Origin of the sequence: Mycobacterium farcinogenes (assembly GCF_019739075.1) — a bacterium.
GTDB classification, from domain to species: Bacteria; Actinomycetota; Actinomycetes; order Mycobacteriales; family Mycobacteriaceae; genus Mycobacterium; species Mycobacterium senegalense.
Genome location: NZ_CP081673.1, coordinates 5253124 through 5269789 on the forward strand (window position 1 = coordinate 5253124; position 16666 = coordinate 5269789).

At 66.0% G+C, this 16666-nt stretch carries 18 protein-coding genes; 8 read left to right on the forward strand and 10 right to left on the reverse strand.

What is annotated here, in order from left to right:
• The first annotated feature begins 86 nt into the window (after nucleotides 1-86).
• Entirely contained in the window at nucleotides 87-698 is a 612-nt protein-coding gene (locus K6L26_RS25075; protein ID WP_019344673.1) for a TetR/AcrR family transcriptional regulator, read from the forward strand.
• A complete protein-coding gene (locus K6L26_RS25080) occupies nucleotides 695-1558 on the forward strand; it encodes an EamA family transporter (protein ID WP_052773166.1) in 864 nt (287 codons plus the stop codon). The genes K6L26_RS25075 and K6L26_RS25080 overlap by 4 nt, the downstream gene beginning before the upstream one ends.
• On the opposite strand, the gene K6L26_RS25085 is transcribed toward K6L26_RS25080, so the two are convergent.
• The 4 genes from K6L26_RS25085 to K6L26_RS25100 all read right to left on the reverse strand — a co-directional run bounded on the left by K6L26_RS25085 (nucleotide 1555) and on the right by K6L26_RS25100 (nucleotide 5470).
• Complete coding sequence (locus K6L26_RS25085) at nucleotides 1555-2640, reverse strand: AAA family ATPase (protein WP_043368472.1); 1086 nt, start codon at nucleotides 2638-2640, stop codon at nucleotides 1555-1557. The genes K6L26_RS25080 and K6L26_RS25085 overlap by 4 nt on opposite strands.
• Before the next feature lie 11 nt (nucleotides 2641-2651).
• Entirely contained in the window at nucleotides 2652-3689 is a 1038-nt protein-coding gene (locus K6L26_RS25090; RefSeq protein WP_019345393.1) for an aliphatic amidase, read from the reverse strand.
• 30 nt (nucleotides 3690-3719) lie between these two features.
• The gene (locus K6L26_RS25095) at nucleotides 3720-4349 is read right to left on the reverse strand and encodes an AmiS/UreI family transporter (protein WP_019345392.1); all 630 of its coding nucleotides are present in this window, start codon (nucleotides 4347-4349) and stop codon (nucleotides 3720-3722) included.
• An 83-nt stretch (nucleotides 4350-4432) separates the two neighbouring features.
• Nucleotides 4433-5470, reverse strand: a complete 1038-nt coding sequence (locus K6L26_RS25100) for a substrate-binding domain-containing protein (protein WP_221853468.1) — start codon at nucleotides 5468-5470, stop codon at nucleotides 4433-4435.
• Between the two features lie 167 nt (nucleotides 5471-5637).
• Here K6L26_RS25100 and K6L26_RS25105 point away from each other — a divergent pair, with 167 nt between their 5' ends.
• On the forward strand, nucleotides 5638-6048 hold the full coding sequence (locus K6L26_RS25105; protein WP_019345390.1) for a MarR family transcriptional regulator: 411 nt from the start codon (nucleotides 5638-5640) through the stop codon (nucleotides 6046-6048).
• A gap of 4 nt (nucleotides 6049-6052) precedes the next feature.
• Here the strand turns inward: K6L26_RS25105 and K6L26_RS25110 are convergent, their stop codons facing one another.
• The 3 genes from K6L26_RS25110 to K6L26_RS25120 are packed head-to-tail and all read right to left on the reverse strand — an operon-like array spanning nucleotide 6053 to nucleotide 8390.
• Nucleotides 6053-6811, reverse strand: coding sequence for an Rv2686c family ABC transporter permease subunit (locus K6L26_RS25110; RefSeq protein WP_019345389.1), 759 nt, complete (start codon nucleotides 6809-6811; stop codon nucleotides 6053-6055).
• Nucleotides 6808-7521, reverse strand: a complete 714-nt coding sequence (locus K6L26_RS25115; protein WP_019345388.1) for a fluoroquinolone export ABC transporter permease subunit — start codon at nucleotides 7519-7521, stop codon at nucleotides 6808-6810. Before K6L26_RS25115 ends, K6L26_RS25110 begins: the two co-directional genes overlap by 4 nt.
• Nucleotides 7518-8390 (reverse strand): ABC transporter ATP-binding protein, encoded by an 873-nt coding sequence (locus tag K6L26_RS25120; RefSeq protein WP_019345387.1) that lies wholly within the window; start codon nucleotides 8388-8390, stop codon nucleotides 7518-7520. The genes K6L26_RS25115 and K6L26_RS25120 overlap by 4 nt, the downstream gene beginning before the upstream one ends.
• Nucleotides 8391-8574: 184 nt before the next feature.
• Here K6L26_RS25120 and K6L26_RS25125 point away from each other — a divergent pair, with 184 nt between their 5' ends.
• Complete coding sequence (locus K6L26_RS25125) at nucleotides 8575-8991, forward strand: GbsR/MarR family transcriptional regulator (protein WP_411431139.1); 417 nt, start codon at nucleotides 8575-8577, stop codon at nucleotides 8989-8991.
• Nucleotide 8992: 1 nt separating this feature from the next.
• Here K6L26_RS25125 and K6L26_RS25130 read toward each other — a convergent pair whose 3' ends face one another.
• From K6L26_RS25130 to K6L26_RS25140, 3 genes are all read right to left on the reverse strand, one after another.
• Complete coding sequence (locus K6L26_RS25130) at nucleotides 8993-9856, reverse strand: class I SAM-dependent methyltransferase (RefSeq protein ID WP_047036374.1); 864 nt, start codon at nucleotides 9854-9856, stop codon at nucleotides 8993-8995.
• 90 nt (nucleotides 9857-9946) lie between these two features.
• On the reverse strand, nucleotides 9947-10546 hold the full coding sequence (locus tag K6L26_RS25135) for a TetR/AcrR family transcriptional regulator (protein WP_047036373.1): 600 nt from the start codon (nucleotides 10544-10546) through the stop codon (nucleotides 9947-9949).
• Entirely contained in the window at nucleotides 10543-12054 is a 1512-nt protein-coding gene (locus K6L26_RS25140) for an FAD-dependent oxidoreductase (protein ID WP_047036371.1), read from the reverse strand. Before K6L26_RS25140 ends, K6L26_RS25135 begins: the two co-directional genes overlap by 4 nt.
• Before the next feature lie 76 nt (nucleotides 12055-12130).
• Here K6L26_RS25140 and K6L26_RS25145 point away from each other — a divergent pair, with 76 nt between their 5' ends.
• From K6L26_RS25145 to mmsB, 4 genes are all read left to right on the forward strand, one after another.
• Nucleotides 12131-12955 carry an MOSC domain-containing protein gene (locus K6L26_RS25145; RefSeq protein WP_047036369.1) on the forward strand — a complete coding sequence of 275 codons (825 nt, stop codon included), beginning with the start codon at nucleotides 12131-12133 and terminating at the stop codon, nucleotides 12953-12955.
• Between the two features lie 125 nt (nucleotides 12956-13080).
• A complete protein-coding gene (locus K6L26_RS25150; protein ID WP_019349209.1) occupies nucleotides 13081-14601 on the forward strand; it encodes a CoA-acylating methylmalonate-semialdehyde dehydrogenase in 1521 nt (506 codons plus the stop codon).
• A gap of 8 nt (nucleotides 14602-14609) precedes the next feature.
• Nucleotides 14610-15770 (forward strand): isobutyryl-CoA dehydrogenase, encoded by a 1161-nt coding sequence (locus tag K6L26_RS25155; RefSeq protein ID WP_047036368.1) that lies wholly within the window; start codon nucleotides 14610-14612, stop codon nucleotides 15768-15770.
• 12 nt (nucleotides 15771-15782) lie between these two features.
• Nucleotides 15783-16655, forward strand: coding sequence for a 3-hydroxyisobutyrate dehydrogenase (gene mmsB, locus K6L26_RS25160; protein WP_221851910.1), 873 nt, complete (start codon nucleotides 15783-15785; stop codon nucleotides 16653-16655).
• The last annotated feature ends 11 nt before the right edge of the window (nucleotides 16656-16666 follow it).

Consider the following 16666-nt stretch of genomic DNA (forward strand, 5'->3'; position numbering starts at 1 on the left):
TCTAGCGTTTTTTTCACGATCGGAAAATAATGACCTTGAGGGGCTCCCCGCGCAACCAGAATGGGGAAATCCGGAAGGATGGAGTTGTGGCAAGGCCGAACCGACAGGCACAACGACGCGAAGAGATTCTCGAGGCGGCGATCACGTTGATCGAGCGCCACGACCTGGCCACCTTGCGGATCGCCGATGTGGCCGCCGAGCTCGGGCTCACCCCGAACGCCGTGCGGTACTACTTCCGAGAGATGGAAGAACTGCTCTCCGAGCTCGCCCAACGCTCCGACAGCCGGTTCTACGACGACCGGCTCGCAGTGGTCCGCCGCACGGAGAGCGCTCGCGACCAGCTCGCGCTGACCATCGCCGCCGGGCTGCCCAGCGGTCCCGAGGACGCCGAGTGGCGCGCCATCTGGCGCGCCGTACTGGCCGCCGGGTTCGAACTCCACCAGCGCCGCGATGTTCAGCACATTTACCACCGGCAGGTGAATCTCTACGCCTCAATACTCGAAACCGGCTCTACCGCAGGTGATTTCACCTTATCTGCACCACCCCGCGACATCGCGATGACACTCATGGCGATGGAGGACTACCTCGGGTACCGCATCGTGGCGCGCGATCCCGACCTCGACCGGTCCACCGCGCTGCGGCTGATGCGGGGCTATGCGGAGCTGGCCACCGGAGCCACGCTGTCGGTGCCGGTGTGACCACTCGCGCCACAAGTGGCGCGGCGCTGCTGGTGGTGATCGCCGCAATCAGCCAGGAGGTGGGCGCCGCCGTCGCGGTCGGGCTGTTCGCCGCGGTCGGCACCGTCGGTGCGCTGTTCGCCCGGTTCGCGGTGGCAGGCGTCATCCTGTGCGTGGCGGTCCGCCCGGCCGTTCGGGGCCTGACGCGACCGGCCTGGGGTGCGGCGGTCGCACTGGCAGCGACGTTGGCCGTGATGAACTTCTGCTTCTATCTGGCGATCGCGCGCATTCCGCTCGGCGTCGCAGTCACCGTCGAAGCCCTTGGGCCACTGATCCTTTCGGTGGTGACCAGCACGCGGCGGATAGCGTGGTTGTGGGCGGTGCTGGCCTTCGCCGGGGTCGCACTGCTGGGCCTGCCCGGCGGCGGGCACTTCGAAGCCTCGGGATTCGCCTTCGCAGCCGCCGCGGGCGTCGCCTGGGCCGGCTACATCCTGGCCTCGGCCCGCACGGCCGCCGAGTTTCGGCGGGTCGACGGCCTGGCCCTGGCCACCGCCATGGGTGCGCTCGCCGTGGCGCCGTTCGCACTGGTCTCGGTGGACCCGACAGCACTCACCTGGCACGTGCTCGGGGTGGGCGCTGCCGTCGGGGTGCTGTCTTCGGTGATCCCGTATTCGTTGGAGCTGATCTCCCTGCGTCGGCTCCCACCGGCCACATTCGCGGTGCTGACGTGCCTGTCACCGGTCACCGCGGCATTGGCCGGCCTGGTGGTGCTCGGTCAACAGATCGGGCTGCTCGGCTACCTCGGCGTCGCGCTCGTCACCGTCGCCAGTATCGGCGCGGTGCGCTCGGCGTACGCCAGGCCTGCCGAGCCGCTCGGCTAACCGCCGACCTCTGCCACCGCGTTCGGCCCGGGATCACTCGCGGACACGACCACCAGATCCCCCTCGGCGAGGTGCGCTCTCAGCACGAGCGGGCGGGGCGATGACCGGTTGGTGAGGACGGTGCGCGCGACGGGTTCGGCGAGTTCTGTGCGGATGGCCCGCCGCAGTCCCCTGGCCCCGTACACCGGATCGAATCCGCTGCGCCGGACGAACTGGATGACGTCGTCGTCCACCTGGAGTTCCACCCCGCGCCGTTTGAGCCGGCCGACGAGATCACGGACCTCCTTGCGGGTCACGCGTTCTGCGGTGTCGTCGTCGAAAGCGTCGAACACGACGGTCTCGTCGATCCGGTTGAAGAATTCCGGATCGAAGAACGATTCGACCGCCTGGCGCACCAGATCCGAGGTGGTCGCCGGCCGAAACCCAAGGCGCCGCCATCGTTTCCGCCTGGACCGCTGCAGCGCGGCAGCCTCCGAAGAGCCGATGTTGGAGGTCAGGAAGATGTAGCTGTTGCGGAATGAGATCTTCTGCTGACCGTTGGCCAACCGCAATTCACCGGTGTCCAGAACGTGCAGCAGCGCTCGCAGCACGATGGCGTCTGCCTTCTCGACCTCGTCGAACAACACGATGCCGGGCAGATACGGCCCGCCCTCGATCTTGGCCTTGTCGAACAGCGTGAACGATTCCTTGCTGCCGGCGTAGCCCGGGGGCGCTCCCGAGAGCGATGCCGCGTAGTGCTCCTGGGCCAGTGCGCTCATGTCGATTCGGCACATGTCGTCCGGGCCGGTCCGCAGTGCGGCGGCGACCTGCCGCACCAGTTCGGTTTTCCCGACTCCGGTCGGCCCCACCAGCAGGACACTGGACAGGGGCCGACCGGGGTCGGCCACACCGATGTGCGCGATCGAGACCGCACGCACCACCGCGTCGACCGCGGCACGCTGCCCGAGAATCGCCACGTTGAGCTTCCGCGACAGCGCGTCGGGGTCGAACCCACCGGCGGAACCCGTTGGGGCGTCGGGTTCTTCGGCCACCCGCGCCGAGTTACGGTTCTGCTCGTGGTACATATCGGTGAGGTATGGCAACGCGCGGCCCTTCAGGCTTCGACGGTCTGCTCGACCGGAAGTGAACCGACCCGGCAGTCGGCGACTCCGACCGTGGTCCTGGTGATCGACTCGACCCGCTCCTGAGCCTTCTGCGCGTCGGTCACCCACAGCTTGTAGAACTCGAAGGGGCAGTCGGCCACACCCTTGTCGCCGTCGCCGGCCGCATGCACGCCGGAGTAGCCACGGTGCAGCAGCTTGAACAGGTGATTCTGCGACTGGTCGTTCTCTCGCGCATCGCGGATCGCGGCCAAAGACAGTTGTGCGTACTGAATTCCGTACTCTTCCTCACCGGTTTCGCCGAGGGTACGCCCGTCGAACCCGATGATCGCCGAATGGCCGAAGTAGGAATAGACCCCGTCGAAGCCGGCCGCGTTGGCCACTGCCACATAGCAGTTGTTGGCCCACGCCATGGCCTTGGCCATCAGCACCTGCTGGTCTTTGGCCGGGTACATGTAGCCCTGGCAGCGCACGATCAGCTCGGCACCCTTCATCGCGCAGTCCCGCCAGATCTCCGGGTAATTCCCGTCGTCACAGATGATCAGGGAGATCTTGAGACCCTTCGGGCCGTCGGTGACGTACGTGGTGTCGCCCGGGTACCAACCCTCGATCGGGCACCACGGCAGGATCTTGCGGTACTTCTGCACGATCTCGCCCTTGTCGTCGATCAACACGAGGGTGTTGTAAGGCGGCTTGTTCGGGTGGTCCTCATGGCGCTCACCGGTGATGGAGAAGACGCCCCACGTTCCGGCCTCCCGGCAGGCGGCCGAGAAGATGGCGGTCTCGTCACCCGGGACGGTGGCCGCCGTGTCATACATCTCCTGCTCGTCGTACATGATTCCCTGCGTCGAATACTCGGGGAACACAACGAGATCCATGCCGGGCAGGCCCGACTTCATGCCGATCAGCATGTCCGCGATCTTGCGGGCGTTGTCGAGCACTTCGGCCCGGGTGTGCAGCCGGGGCATCTTGTAGTTCACCACGGCGACGCCGACGGTGTCGTTGCTAGACGAGATATCTCCGTGCCTCATTGTTTACTCCTTGATGTGGGTGGTGATGATTCAGCTGAATACGGGTTCGGTTGCGGCCGTGCGCGGTTGGTGTGCGCGGTGCGAGCTGAGCACCCTGGCGACGAACAGCAGGGCGGCGAGTCCCACCGCCCAGATCGCCGCGATGCCGGGCGAGGTGCGGTAGTTGCCGCTGAGCATCAGAAACGCGGGAAGCGTGCACGTCGGCTGGCTGAGCAGTACCACCGACCAGCCGGTGAAGCGGGTCAGCCGGGCCCGGTGAAGCCCGAGCACCAGGAAGAACAACAGCCACAGCACTGCCCAGGCGAGCCAGATGACCCCGAACACGGGATCGTTGACGACGGTGAACGACAGGGCGGAGTACACCACCGCTCCCCCGGCGACGAAGAGCGAAAACCAGCCGATGCCTTCGGGTTCCAGCCCGGCCAGGTTGACGATCCCCACGTAGAGGTAGGTGAATCCGAACAGGTACAGCCCCGATGCGGCCAGGACGGCGGCGGGGTCCCCGGCGGCGATCACCAACATCACCGTCGGCAGCACACACTGCAGGGCGCCGACGAACAGGTTCAGCACCGCCGCCGACCGTGCGGGCACGACATCCAACAGCATCAACCCGTTGACGAAAAGCACTGCGCCGACGTAAAGGAGACCGACGTTGCCCATCGAGACACCTCAATTACTTCCAGATGGAATATGTCCAAATGACAGTAAGTGACGGCCGCCACACTGTCAACAGGTGACTCGGTTCAGTCACACAGGTGAGCCGGCAGCGTTGTGACGATCTCGAAATCGACGCCGTCGGCAACCGCGAGGTGAACCGGCTGGCGGGTGCGGTGCCCACTGAATTCGACCGTGCCGCGGGGACTGTCGTAAGCGGCGCCGTCGGCGACCGCATCGAAGTCCACTCCGCGACCGGACCGGCGGATCATCTCGGCGAGGAAATAAGCTCCCTCATAACATGATTCGGCCGCATTGCCCAGCGCAGGGGCACCCGAGCCGTTCACCGCCAGGTACCGGTCGAGAAGCTCCATCGAGTTGCGGCCCACCATCGAGCGAAAGTAGGAGGCCGCGACGAACAGTCCCTTGGTCGCGTCGTGGCCGCTCGCGATCAACATGTTCTCGTCCATCAGCGGACTGAACCGCAGGAGTTCCTGGTGCAACCCCCGTTGCGCGAAAGCCCGATTGAACTCGACCGCATCCTGACCGACCAGCAGCATCAGCACGGCCTCACACCGTGACCGCGCGACCTTGTCGACGAGCCGGGCGATGTCGCCCTGACCGAGCGCCACGAACGAACCGCCGACTAGATCCAGTGACAGCTCCTGGACATACCGGCGAACCTCGGACAACGAGGTCCGCGGCCACACGTAGTCATCGCCGACCACGAACCATTTCCGGATGCCGAGGTTGTCGCGCATCCAGCGCAGTGCCGGCGTCAGCTGCTGGTCGGGTGTCTCACCGCAGCAATAGATTCCGCGCCTTCGTTCACCGCCCTCGTACAACGCGGGATAGGTGTAGGGCACCCGGCCGGCCACCACCGGCGCCAGCGCGTGGCGCACCGACGAGATGTGCCATCCGCTCACGGCGTCGATACGCCCGTCGTCGATCAACCGCTTCACCTCGGCCGCCACCGCCGCCGGATGCGCGCCCCCGTCGACCACCTCGATGTGGACCTCGCGGCCCATCACTCCGCCGGCCGCGTTGAGGTCGTGCGCGACCAGGTCTCCGACCGCTTCGCAGGACGGCCCGAAGATCCCGGCGGGCCCCTGCAGCGGCACCACCATCGCCAGCCGCCATTCGGCATCGCGGCCGACGGTGCGTACTCGTACGTTCACCCCCGCAGTCCAATCCTCGTTACCGGGCAGACGAGATGGTCGGCTAGAATCATTCCAATTGGAAGTATCCTCGCGTAGGCGGTGCGAGGCAATCGCCAGTTGGGAGGGCGGCCGCGATGAGAGACGTGCTCCCACCGGACGGCGCCGCCACGCCGACGAGCAGCGAGGTCCTCCGCGCGGCGCGCATGCTCGGCGCCGTCATCGAACGCCAGGTCAGCGGCGAGGACCTGACGCTCGACGATTGGCTGGTGTTGGCGGCACTCGCGGACTCCCCCGGCCTGACGATGGCGGAGTTGCGCACCCAGACCCAGGCCGCCGCGCCCACGTTGACCCGGGTGGTCGACCGGCTGGCAGGCCGCGCGCTGGTGTTCCGCGAGGTCGACGCCGACGACCGCCGCAAGGTGCGGGTGAATCTGAGCAAGCGCGGCGCCGCCCTGCATACCCGCCTGCTCACCACGGTCCGGCCGGCCGAGCAGGCCTGGTTCGACCAGCACGGCGTCAGCCCGTGGATGCGAGCGGGCAGCTGACGCGTCAGCTGTTCTTGGCCAGGAATCGCCGGAACAACGGCCAGGCGATCACCAGGTTGTATATGACGCCGCCGACCAGGTACGGCCACCACGTGCCATGCGCGCTGGCGACCCAGAACGCCTTGGCCGCCCAGTACGGCGGCAGCACACCGAACGCCAGGTTCCACGGCGAGTCGATGAACCAGGGCAGGCACGGCAGCCCGGCGATGAGCATGCCCAGCGCGCGCAACATCGCGATGCCCTGGATCTTGTTGCCCGCCATGGTGATGATCAGGAGCAACGTCACCACGGCGGACAACCCGGCGACCAGTCCGATCGGGATCAACGCCGGAATCAATCCCGGCTCCAGGATGCCGCTGAACGCCAGCGTGGCGATCACATAGACGGTCGTCACCACCATGACCGTCACGGCCCGGTAGGCGAAGAATGTCGACATCGGCACCGGGGTGACCCGTAACGCGGTCATGGTCCCGGCGTCCACCTCGTCCAGAACCAGGAACGCGCCCAGACCGCCGGCGATGATGACACTGGTGAGCAGCAGAAACGCGGTGAGCACCAGCGGGTAGTAGGGCACGAGGTCGAAGTCGTAACGCTGCGCCAGCATCTCGGTGAACATCGGCGTGAGCAACGCGACGCCGGTAGTCCAGATGACCGGCGCGACCACCACCATGACCAGGAGCGGATCACGGTAGGTACCGCGGATGTCATTGCGGCCGAAAGCAGCCAGGGCCTTGCTCGTGGTGGAGCCCAGAATCGCGGTCACAGCACACCTGACCTCTCGACGACGTAGCGGACGAACAGCACATGGGCGACGCGCCACAGCACGACCAGCGACAGCACGGGATACAGCACCGAGTAGAGCAACTGCCAATCGCTCAACGACACCTGGTCGAACGCGGCGCCCAACAGCAGCAACGGTCCCTGAGTGGGGACGACGTACAGCACCGGGTGCGGCCACAGCCCCGAGAAGTAGATGAGCGGCGGCACCAGCATGACCGCCAGCGGGATGGTGGCGGCCAGGAACCAGTCGGTGACCGAGGCGAACGGCAGCGATGTGATGAACCCGACCACCAGCATGAGCAGAGTGCCGAGCACCACCCCGAGGATCAGCGGCACCGGGCGGTAGGACAAACCGTCGGCGACGGTGGACACCACCAGGGCGACGAGCAGCGAGATCGACAGCAGCACCACAAGTTTCGCGGTGAGGTACTCCCAGAACCGCAATGGCGTGGGGATCACCGCACCCAGCGTGCGTTCCTGCTTCTCGAAGAACACCGAGCCGCCGATGAAGAAGAATCCGATGATCGCGATGTCACCGACCAGCACGTACGGTTCGGCGACGGGGCGCAGGCTGTGCGGCATCGGCAGCAGCACCGCAAGCCAGATGAGCCCGGAGAAGATTCCCGCGTGCAGGAACTTCTGCCGGTATTGCACCAGCAACTCGAGCCGGGTCGCGGCCATCAACCGGGTCATGTCAGCCGCCGTCCGGTGACCTCGACGAACACGTCATCGAGACTGGCTTCGCGGCTGTGAATCGTCTCGACGTGGTGATCGCGCAGGATGGCGTGAAAGTCGGGATCGTCGGCCAGGCCGTCCATCGCATACTCCGTCGTGGCCAGGCCATCGGACGTGCGGTACTGCACGCGGACCCGGCGCTCACTGCGGGCGATCTTCAGCTCGGCGGGAGCGTCGAGCGCGACGATGGTTCCGTCGACGACGAAAGCCACCCGGTCGCACAGCTCGTCGGCGGTCGACATGTCGTGGGTGGTGAGAAAGATCGTGCGGCCGCGTGCCTTCAGGTCCAGGATGATGTCTTTTACCTTGCGGGCGGTGACGGGATCCAGCCCTGACGTGGGCTCGTCGAGGAACAGCAGCTCAGGATTGTTGATCAACGACCGCGCGAACGTCAGCCGCATCTGCATTCCCTTGGAGTATTTGGAAACCCGGGCGTTGGCCGCATCGGCCAGACCGACCGCATCCAGGAGCTCCATCGGATCGGCAGTGGGTCCGTCGTACAGGGAGCCGAAAAACTGGAGGTTCTCCAGCCCGGTGAGCTTGTGATAGTGGTTGGGCAGCTCGAAGGACACACCGACGCGCTGGTAGTAGTCGGGCCCCCAGTCCACCGGATCACGCCCCCACACCGTGGCGTGGCCGCCGTGCCCGCGCAGCAGGCCGATGAGCAGCTTCTGAGTGGTGGATTTTCCCGCGCCACTGGGGCCGAGGAAACCGAAGATCTCCCCGTTCCCGACGGCGAAGTCCATTCCCCGCACGGCGGGTTCGGTTGATCTCGGATAGGTGAACGTCAATCCGCGAACGTCGATGACATCGGTCGAAGTGTGCATCAGTGCCCTTTCAGCGCAGGCCAATACCGTTTCCGACCAGACTTCCCGGAGCACCGGCCACGACTGTACTAAACTTTCAGAAATTATTGAAGAGCTTTTCCGGCGAGGAGGATTGGTGGTGCCGAGATCCGCAAATCTGCAGCAGGAAGCTGAACGCCTCGCCTTGGTGCTCAGCAGTCACGGCATGCAACGGATGCCCGCGCGGGTGCTCGCCACCCTGCTGTTCACAGGCCAATCGAGTGTGACGATGACCGAACTTGCCGACACTTTGTATGCCAGCGCCGGATCGATCTCGGGCGCACTCAAGATGCTGACCTCGGTGGGCCTGGCCGAGCGGGTGCCGGCCCCGGCAAGCCGGCGCGACCACTTCCGGCTTCGCGACAATGCGTGGGCGACCCTGTTCACGAATCAGAACGAGACGCTCGCGGCGATGCAAGCCGCCGCGGACGCCGGAATCGCGGTCGCTGACCGCAGCAGCCCGGCCCATCACCGGCTGACTCAGATGCGGGATTTCTACGCGTTCCTGCTGGCGGAGATTCCCGCAGTGCTCGAGCGGTGGCAGCAGCACACCCAGGCGCCAGGCAACGACGACCGGCCATGACTCATCGCCGCGCGCGCACCGCACGCTCGATTTCCGACACCGGTTCACTGCGCCCAGCCGGCACCAGATACCGCTCGCGATAGGCCGACGGCCCCGGTTGCTCCATTACCTGCCAACCAAATTCGGCGAGGAAGGAACCGACATCTTCCGGGTTCAGGCCGAACTTCCACAGACCTTCTCTGACCACGAACCTGCGATAGGCGTTGTCGGCACCGTGCAACGCGGTACCGTCGAGGAAGTCTCTCCGGAAATGCGTGAATACCAGCTCGCTTCCCTTGACAGCACCCGAGAGCTCACGAAGTGTCCGGCGCACCAGTTGCTCTGGCAGATACATCGTCACCGATTCCCAGACGAAGAACGTCGTCATGCCGAGGTCATATCCGCTTCCGGTCAATCGCTCCATGAGGCTGTCGGTTTCCAGATCAGCCGCAACCAAGCTGACTTCGGGAGGAACACGACCGAAGCAGCGTGCCAATCCTTCCGACTTGGCTGTCACGTTCGCGGGAAGGTCTACCTCCCATATCGGGATTCCGGCCAGCTCCGGCACGCGATACGCCCGGGTGTCATAACCCGCACCGATGATCACGACCGCGTCGAGCCCCCGGCCGACCGCCTCCCCCACCGCATCGTCGATATAACGCTTTCGGCAGAGGAGGCTGGCCCATCCACCTGGGACCGACTTCTCCGTCGCAGCGATCATCGATCGCCGTATCGCATGTGACCGGCCCAGACGAACGGGGATACGCCAGCGTTGCGGCAAGATTCGCGCTGCCCAGGGATCTGGCACCACTGGCGGGTCACTGTATTGATCGAGTGCGACGATCAGAGTCGGGCCCAACGCGGTCCGCTGTACTTTTATCCCCATACGTGCACCTCACGGTCGCAGAAACATATACTGCCGACCAGGCTTCCCGGCACACCAGTGCTCAGCGTAACAGGGTGCGGGGCCTAATAGTCAAGGCAACAAACCAATTTGGCGGTATATCGCGCGCAGATAGCGCCGCATCTCATCGGCGTCAGGAGGTTCGGGCTGGAGCACTCGGTAGGTGATCGCACCGACCATCATATCGATTGCCACGTCGAAATCAGTTTCTGCAGAGACTGTTCCATGCTCCCGCGCGTGCTCCAGCAGCCGAGCCGCGACCGCGCGACGCGGCCGGATATAGCGATCCCAGTACACCGCCATGAGTGCCGGATGACTGACCGCCGAACCGTAAACCCGTGCCACCAGCGCGCGATAGGACGGCGTGGTGGTGACCACCGCGGCTCTTTCGATCGCGGCCTCCACAAGCTCGTACGGCGATTCGACGTCGATGGCCTCGGGCGACGCCCAGCCCACCTCCTCGGCGACCAACGTCTCCATCGCCGCCGCGATCACGTCCTCCTTGGTCGACCATCGTCGATAGATGGTCGGCTTGCCGACACCGGCACGTTTGGCGATCTGCTCGATGCTGGAACCCTCGACTCCACGCTCGATGAACAGGTCCAGCGCTGCCTGCAGAATCGCGCGGTCGGCCGCCACATCCCGGGGCCGGCCGCGGCCGGGGGTGGTCACCGCACCGATCCCGAGCCCAAAGCGGTTGTCAGCCAACGGTATAGCTGCCCCTCGTCGTCAGGCCTTCCCCGCCAGGCCAGGTGAGCGTCCGGCCGGACCAACAAGACCTCTGCGCTGTCGTGATGCAGCGCCACGACGAATTCGCCTAGGTGACGCCGCAGAAGTTCGAGGTTGTCGGGCGCGCCATCGGGCAGCAGTAGCACCCAGCGGCCACCGAGCTCGGCGTGCAACCGAGTCGTCGACCCGTCGGCGCGGGTGCAGGGCAGATCCGCGATCCGGTCTCCTGGTCGCGGCTTGCGGCCACGTCCGCCGAGTGGCCCCTTGCGATAGCTCACCCACAGCTGTGAAGCCGTGTACGTCGTCCACCGCTGGATGAACGCCAGGCCGAAGAGACGGGTGGCCACGCGGTCCCGCAAGAACCGGCCGATCGGATTGCTCGCGACGTTGACCCGTGTGACCGCGCTGGTGCCGCGCAAAACCTCGGTGGCCAGTGGCCTGCGCTCGGTCTCGTAGGTGTCGATGAGTCTGTCGGAGGCCAGGTTCCGGATCACCAGGGCCAGTTTGAAGCCCAGGTTTTCCGCATCGCCGATGCCGGTCAACATTCCCTGACCACCGAACGGCGCATGGACGTGCGCGGCGTCACCGGCGATCAGGATGCGCCCGCGCCGATATGTGTCGGCGAGCCGGCGGTGCACGGTGAACACCGATAGCCACTCGGGGTCGCCAACGGTTACGGTACGGCCGGTGCGCTGTGGTACCACCTGTTTGATCCGCTCCAGAATCGCATTGTCGCTTGGCTTTTGCGAGAGTGCCGGGTCGTAGACGAACAGCCGCCACAAGTCGTCACGGCCACTGGGATCGGGCATGGGCATCGCGCCGACCACTCCGTCGGGATGAATCCAGCCGGTCGTGCCGCCACGGTCGAGCGTCCAGTCCAGATGGATATCGGCCAGCAGAAAACGTTCGGAGAGTTTGACGCCGGGGAACCCGATGCCCGCCTGCTGCCTGGCGACGCTGGAGTATCCGTCGCATCCGACGAGCCATTTCGCCCGGACGCGTTCACCATCGGAGAGTTCGGCGTCGACGGCATCGCCCTCCTGCCGCGCACCGACCAGACCCCGCCCCCATTCCGGTTCGACCCCCAACTCGGCCAGCCGGGCCCGCAGTGCCGCTTCGACCTTGGCCTGGGACACCACCATGGGCGGTGCGGCGGTCCCCATGCCGGGATCGCCGAACTCCAGGGTCATCACGGGACGGTCGCCGAGATAGTTGGTGATGCGCATCGCGCGCAGCGACTCGCCTGGCAGCGTTCCCAGTGCACCGATCCGGCCCAGCACTTCCGATCCTCGCGCGTGCAGGAAGTTGGCCCGTGACGTGGTCGCCGGCCCCGGCGCTCGGTCCACGACGCGCACCGAGACGCCATGCAGACGTAACGAGCAGGCCAACGTCAACCCCGTTGGGCCGGCACCGACCACGATCACATCCGGGTTCCCATTCGAGAAGGCCACCCAATTATGGTAACGGTACCGTTCCGTAAATTAAAGAAGCGGTCCGCAAATCCCCAGGCCCGGCTATCGTCGCCCCATGGGCGCCGAATCAGCACAAGACATGCGGGTGGGCAGCCTCTACCGGTATCCCGTCAAGTCGATGCTCGGAGAGAGCCTGGACTCACTGTTCGTCAACGCCGGCGGAGTCGATGGCGACCGCACATACGCGCTCATCGACGCATCCAGCGGTCGGGTGGCGAGCGCGAAGCAGGCCCGGCTATGGCGCGGACTCTTGTCGTGCAGCGCCGTCACCGAGAATCGGCATGTACGAATCCATCTGCCGGACGGCAGCACCACGACAACCGACGGGGACGACGTCGACGACCTGCTGTCACAATTCGCCGGGCGGCCGGTTCGACTGATCGACAGTCGCCCCGCCGGCGCCTCGATCGAGCGGGCGGACCCGGATCAGGTGCTGGAGCAGGGCGTCGAGGCAGAAGTCGACGCTCCGATCCTGGAACTGGCACTGGCGACCCCGGGGAACTCGTTCACCGATCTGGCTCCCGTGCATGCGATCACCACGGCAACTCTGGAACGCATCGGCGTCGAGGCCGCGCGCTATCGCCCCAACCTGGTGATCGCCACGCCGCCCGGTTATCCCCCGTACGCCGAGAACGAGTGGACCGACGAAATTCTCAGCGTGGGCGGAACCAGGCTACGGGCCATGGGACCTACTCCCCGCTGCATCATTCCGACCCTCGAGCACGGTCACCTGCCCCGCGCGCCACACGCACTGCGCACACCCGCCGCCGAGAATCGAGTCGAGGCCTTCGGGCTAGGTCCCCTGCCGTGTGCCGGCACTTACCTTCAGGTAGTCACTGAAGGCACTGTGCGGGTCGGCGACCGAGCTTCGCTCGGCTGAGCCACCTCGGCACGAACAGAACACCAGAACCCTTGCGAACCACGCCGACCAATTACTAGGATATCCAAGTATCTCGGGTGCTTCCCGGGCCAACCACTGTGCACATCCTCTTTGGACGGAACGCCATGACCACTCAGATCCCCCACTTCATCAACGGCCAGCGCACCACCGCCGGGTCTACCCGCACCGCCGACGTGCTCAACCCCAGCACCGGCGAGGTGCAGGCGCAGGTGGTCCTGGCCTCAGCCGCCGACGTCGACGCCGCGGTGGCCGGCGCTGCCGAGGCCCAGAAGGAATGGGCCGCCTACAACCCGCAGCGCCGCGCTCGGGTGCTGATGAAGTTCATCGAACTGGTGCACCAGAATGCCGATGAGCTCGCCGAAATGCTGTCCCTCGAGCACGGCAAGACCGTGGCCGACTCGCACGGCGACATCCAGCGCGGCCTTGAGGTCATCGAGTTCGCGGTCGGCATCCCCCACCTGCTCAAGGGTGAGTTCACCGAGGGCGCAGGAACCGGCATCGACGTCTACTCGATCCGCCAGCCCCTCGGCGTGGTCGCGGGCATCACGCCGTTCAACTTCCCCGCGATGATCCCGCTGTGGAAGGCCGGCCCCGCGCTGGCATGCGGAAACGCGTTCGTGCTCAAGCCTTCCGAGCGCGACCCGTCGGTGCCGCTGCGGCTGGCCGAGCTGTTCATCGAAGCCGGGCTGCCCGCGGGTGTGTTCCAGGTCGTGCAGGGCGACAAGGAAGCCGTCGACGCGATCCTCGAACACCCCGACATCAAGGCCGTCGGCTTCGTCGGCAGCTCCGACATCGCGCAGTACATCTACTCCGGGGCGGCCGCGCACGGTAAGCGCGCGCAATGCTTCGGCGGCGCCAAGAACCACATGATCGTGATGCCCGACGCCGACCTGGACCAGGCCGTCGACGCGTTGATCGGCGCCGGTTACGGCAGCGCCGGCGAGCGCTGCATGGCCATCAGCGTCGCGGTGCCGGTGGGCGAAGAAACAGCGAACCGCCTCCGCAATCGCCTCGTCGAGCGCATCAACCAGCTGCGGGTCGGGCACAGCCTCGACCCCAAGGCCGATTACGGGCCACTGGTCACCGGCGCCGCGCTCGAGCGGGTGCGCGACTACATCGGCCAGGGCGTCGAGGCCGGTGCCGAGCTCGTGGTCGACGGTCGCGAACGGGCCAGCAACGAGCTGACTTTCGGCGATGACAGCCTGGAGAAGGGTTACTTCATCGGCCCCACCCTGTTCGACAACGTCACCACCGACATGTCGATCTACACCGACGAGATCTTCGGCCCGGTGCTGTGCATCGTCCGCGCCCACGACTACGAAGAAGCGCTCAAACTGCCCTCGGAGCACGAGTACGGCAACGGCGTGGCGATCTTCACCCGGGACGGCGACGCAGCACGCGACTTCGTGTCCCGCGTGCAGGTCGGCATGGTCGGCGTCAACGTGCCGATCCCGGTTCCGGTGGCCTACCACACTTTCGGCGGCTGGAAGCGGTCCGGATTCGGTGACCTCAACCAGCACGGGCCACACTCGATCCTGTTCTACACCAAGACCAAGACCGTCACCGAGCGGTGGCCGTCAGGCATCAAGGATGGCGCCGAGTTCGTCATCCCGACCATGAAGTAGCACCGAACGTGAACCTGCACGATCTGGACGAGGACGAACGCGTGATCGCCGAGACGGCGGCCGCGTTCGCCGAAAAGCGCATCGCGCCATATGCGTTGGAATGGGACGAGTCCCACCACTTCCCCACCGACGTATTACGCGAGGCGGCCGAACTCGGCATGGGCGCCATCTACTGTGGTGAGGACACCGGCGGCAGCGGGTTGCGTCGACTGGATGCCGTGCGCATCTTCGAAGCGCTCGCCGCAGCCGATCCCACCCTGGCCGCGTTCCTGTCCATCCACAACATGTGTGCGTGGATGGTGGACACCTTCGGCACCGAGGAACAGCGCAAGGCCTGGGTGCCCAGGCTGGCGTCGATGGAGACCATCGCCAGTTACTGCCTCACCGAACCGGGAGCCGGCTCGGATGCGGCCGCGCTGCGGACGCGGGCGGTGCGCGACGGTGACGACTACGTGCTCGACGGGGTCAAGCAGTTCATCTCCGGGGCGGGCAGCTCCGACGTGTACGTGGTGATGGCCCGCACCGGGGCTGACGGCCCGAGGGGCATCTCGGCGTTCTTGGTCGAAAAGGACGCGCCGGGGCTCAGTTTCGGCGTGCAGGAGCAGAAGATGGGCTGGAATGCCCAGCCCACGGCGCAGGTGATACTCGAGGGTGTGAGGGTTCCGGCCGAGGCCCTCCTGGGCGGCGCAGAGGGCACCGGGTTCGGCATCGCGATGAACGGTCTGAACGGTGGCCGGATCAACATCGCGGCGTGCTCGCTCGGTGGCGCCCAGGCCGCCTACGACAAGGCGCTGGCCTACCTGGCCGACCGTCAGGCCTTCGGCGGGTCCCTGCTCGACGAGCCGACCATTCGGTTCACCTTGGCCGATATGGCCACCGGCCTGGAGACGTCCCGAAACATGTTGTGGCGGGCGGCTTCCGCGCTGGATGCCGATCACCCCGACAAGGTGACGCTGTGCGCGATGGCCAAGCTGTACGTCACCGACACCTGCTTCGAGGTGGCCGATCAGGCGCTGCAGTTGCACGGCGGCTACGGGTATCTGCGCGAGTACGGTCTGGAGAAAATCGTCCGGGATCTGCGGGTGCACCGCATCCTTGAGGGAACCAACGAAATCATGCGGGTGGTCATCGGGCGTTCCGAGTCGGCCCGCACCCGCAACTCTGCATAGGGAGAGACACACGTGACCACGATCGCGTTCCTCGGCTTGGGCCACATGGGCGGGCCGATGGCAGCCAACCTGGCAGCGGCCGGCCATACGGTGCACGGCTTCGATCCCGTGCCTGCGTTGAAGGCGGCCGCTGAGGCCAACGGCGCCAAGATCTTCGACACCGGCGCCGAGGCGGTGTCCGGTGCCGAGGTGGTGATCACCTCGCTACCCAACGGCAACATCGTCAAAGCGTGTTATGCCGAGGTGCTGCCGGCAGCGCCGAATGACACCTTGTTCATCGACACCTCGACCATCTCGGTCGACGACGCCCGCGAGATCCATGCCAAGGCAGGCGAACACGGGCACGTCCAGCTCGACGCCCCGGTGTCCGGCGGGGTGAAGGGCGCGACCGCGGGCACGCTGGCGTTCATGGTCGGCGGTACCGATGAAGCATTCGAGCGCGCCCGCCCGGTGCTGGACCCCATGGCGGGCAAGATCATCCACTGCGGCGGCTCGGGCACCGGTCAGGCGGCCAAACTCTGCAACAACATGGTGCTCGCGGTGCAGCAGATCGCCGTCGGTGAGGCTTTCGTACTGGCCGAGAAGTTGGGCCTGTCCGCGCAGTCACTGTTCGACGTGATCACCGGCGCGACCGGAAACTGCTGGGCCGTCCACACCAATTGTCCGGTGCCAGGACCGGTTCCGACGTCGCCGGCCAACAACGACTTCAAGCCGGGGTTCGCCACCGCGTTGATGAACAAGGACCTCGGTCTGGCGATGGCGGCGGTGATGTCGACCGGGTCCTCGGCTCCGCTCGGCACGCATGCCGCCCAGATCTACGCCGCGTTCGCCGACGAGCATGCCGACAAGGACTTCAGTGCGGTGATCGAGACGCTGCGGAGCTGATTCTCGTCGCG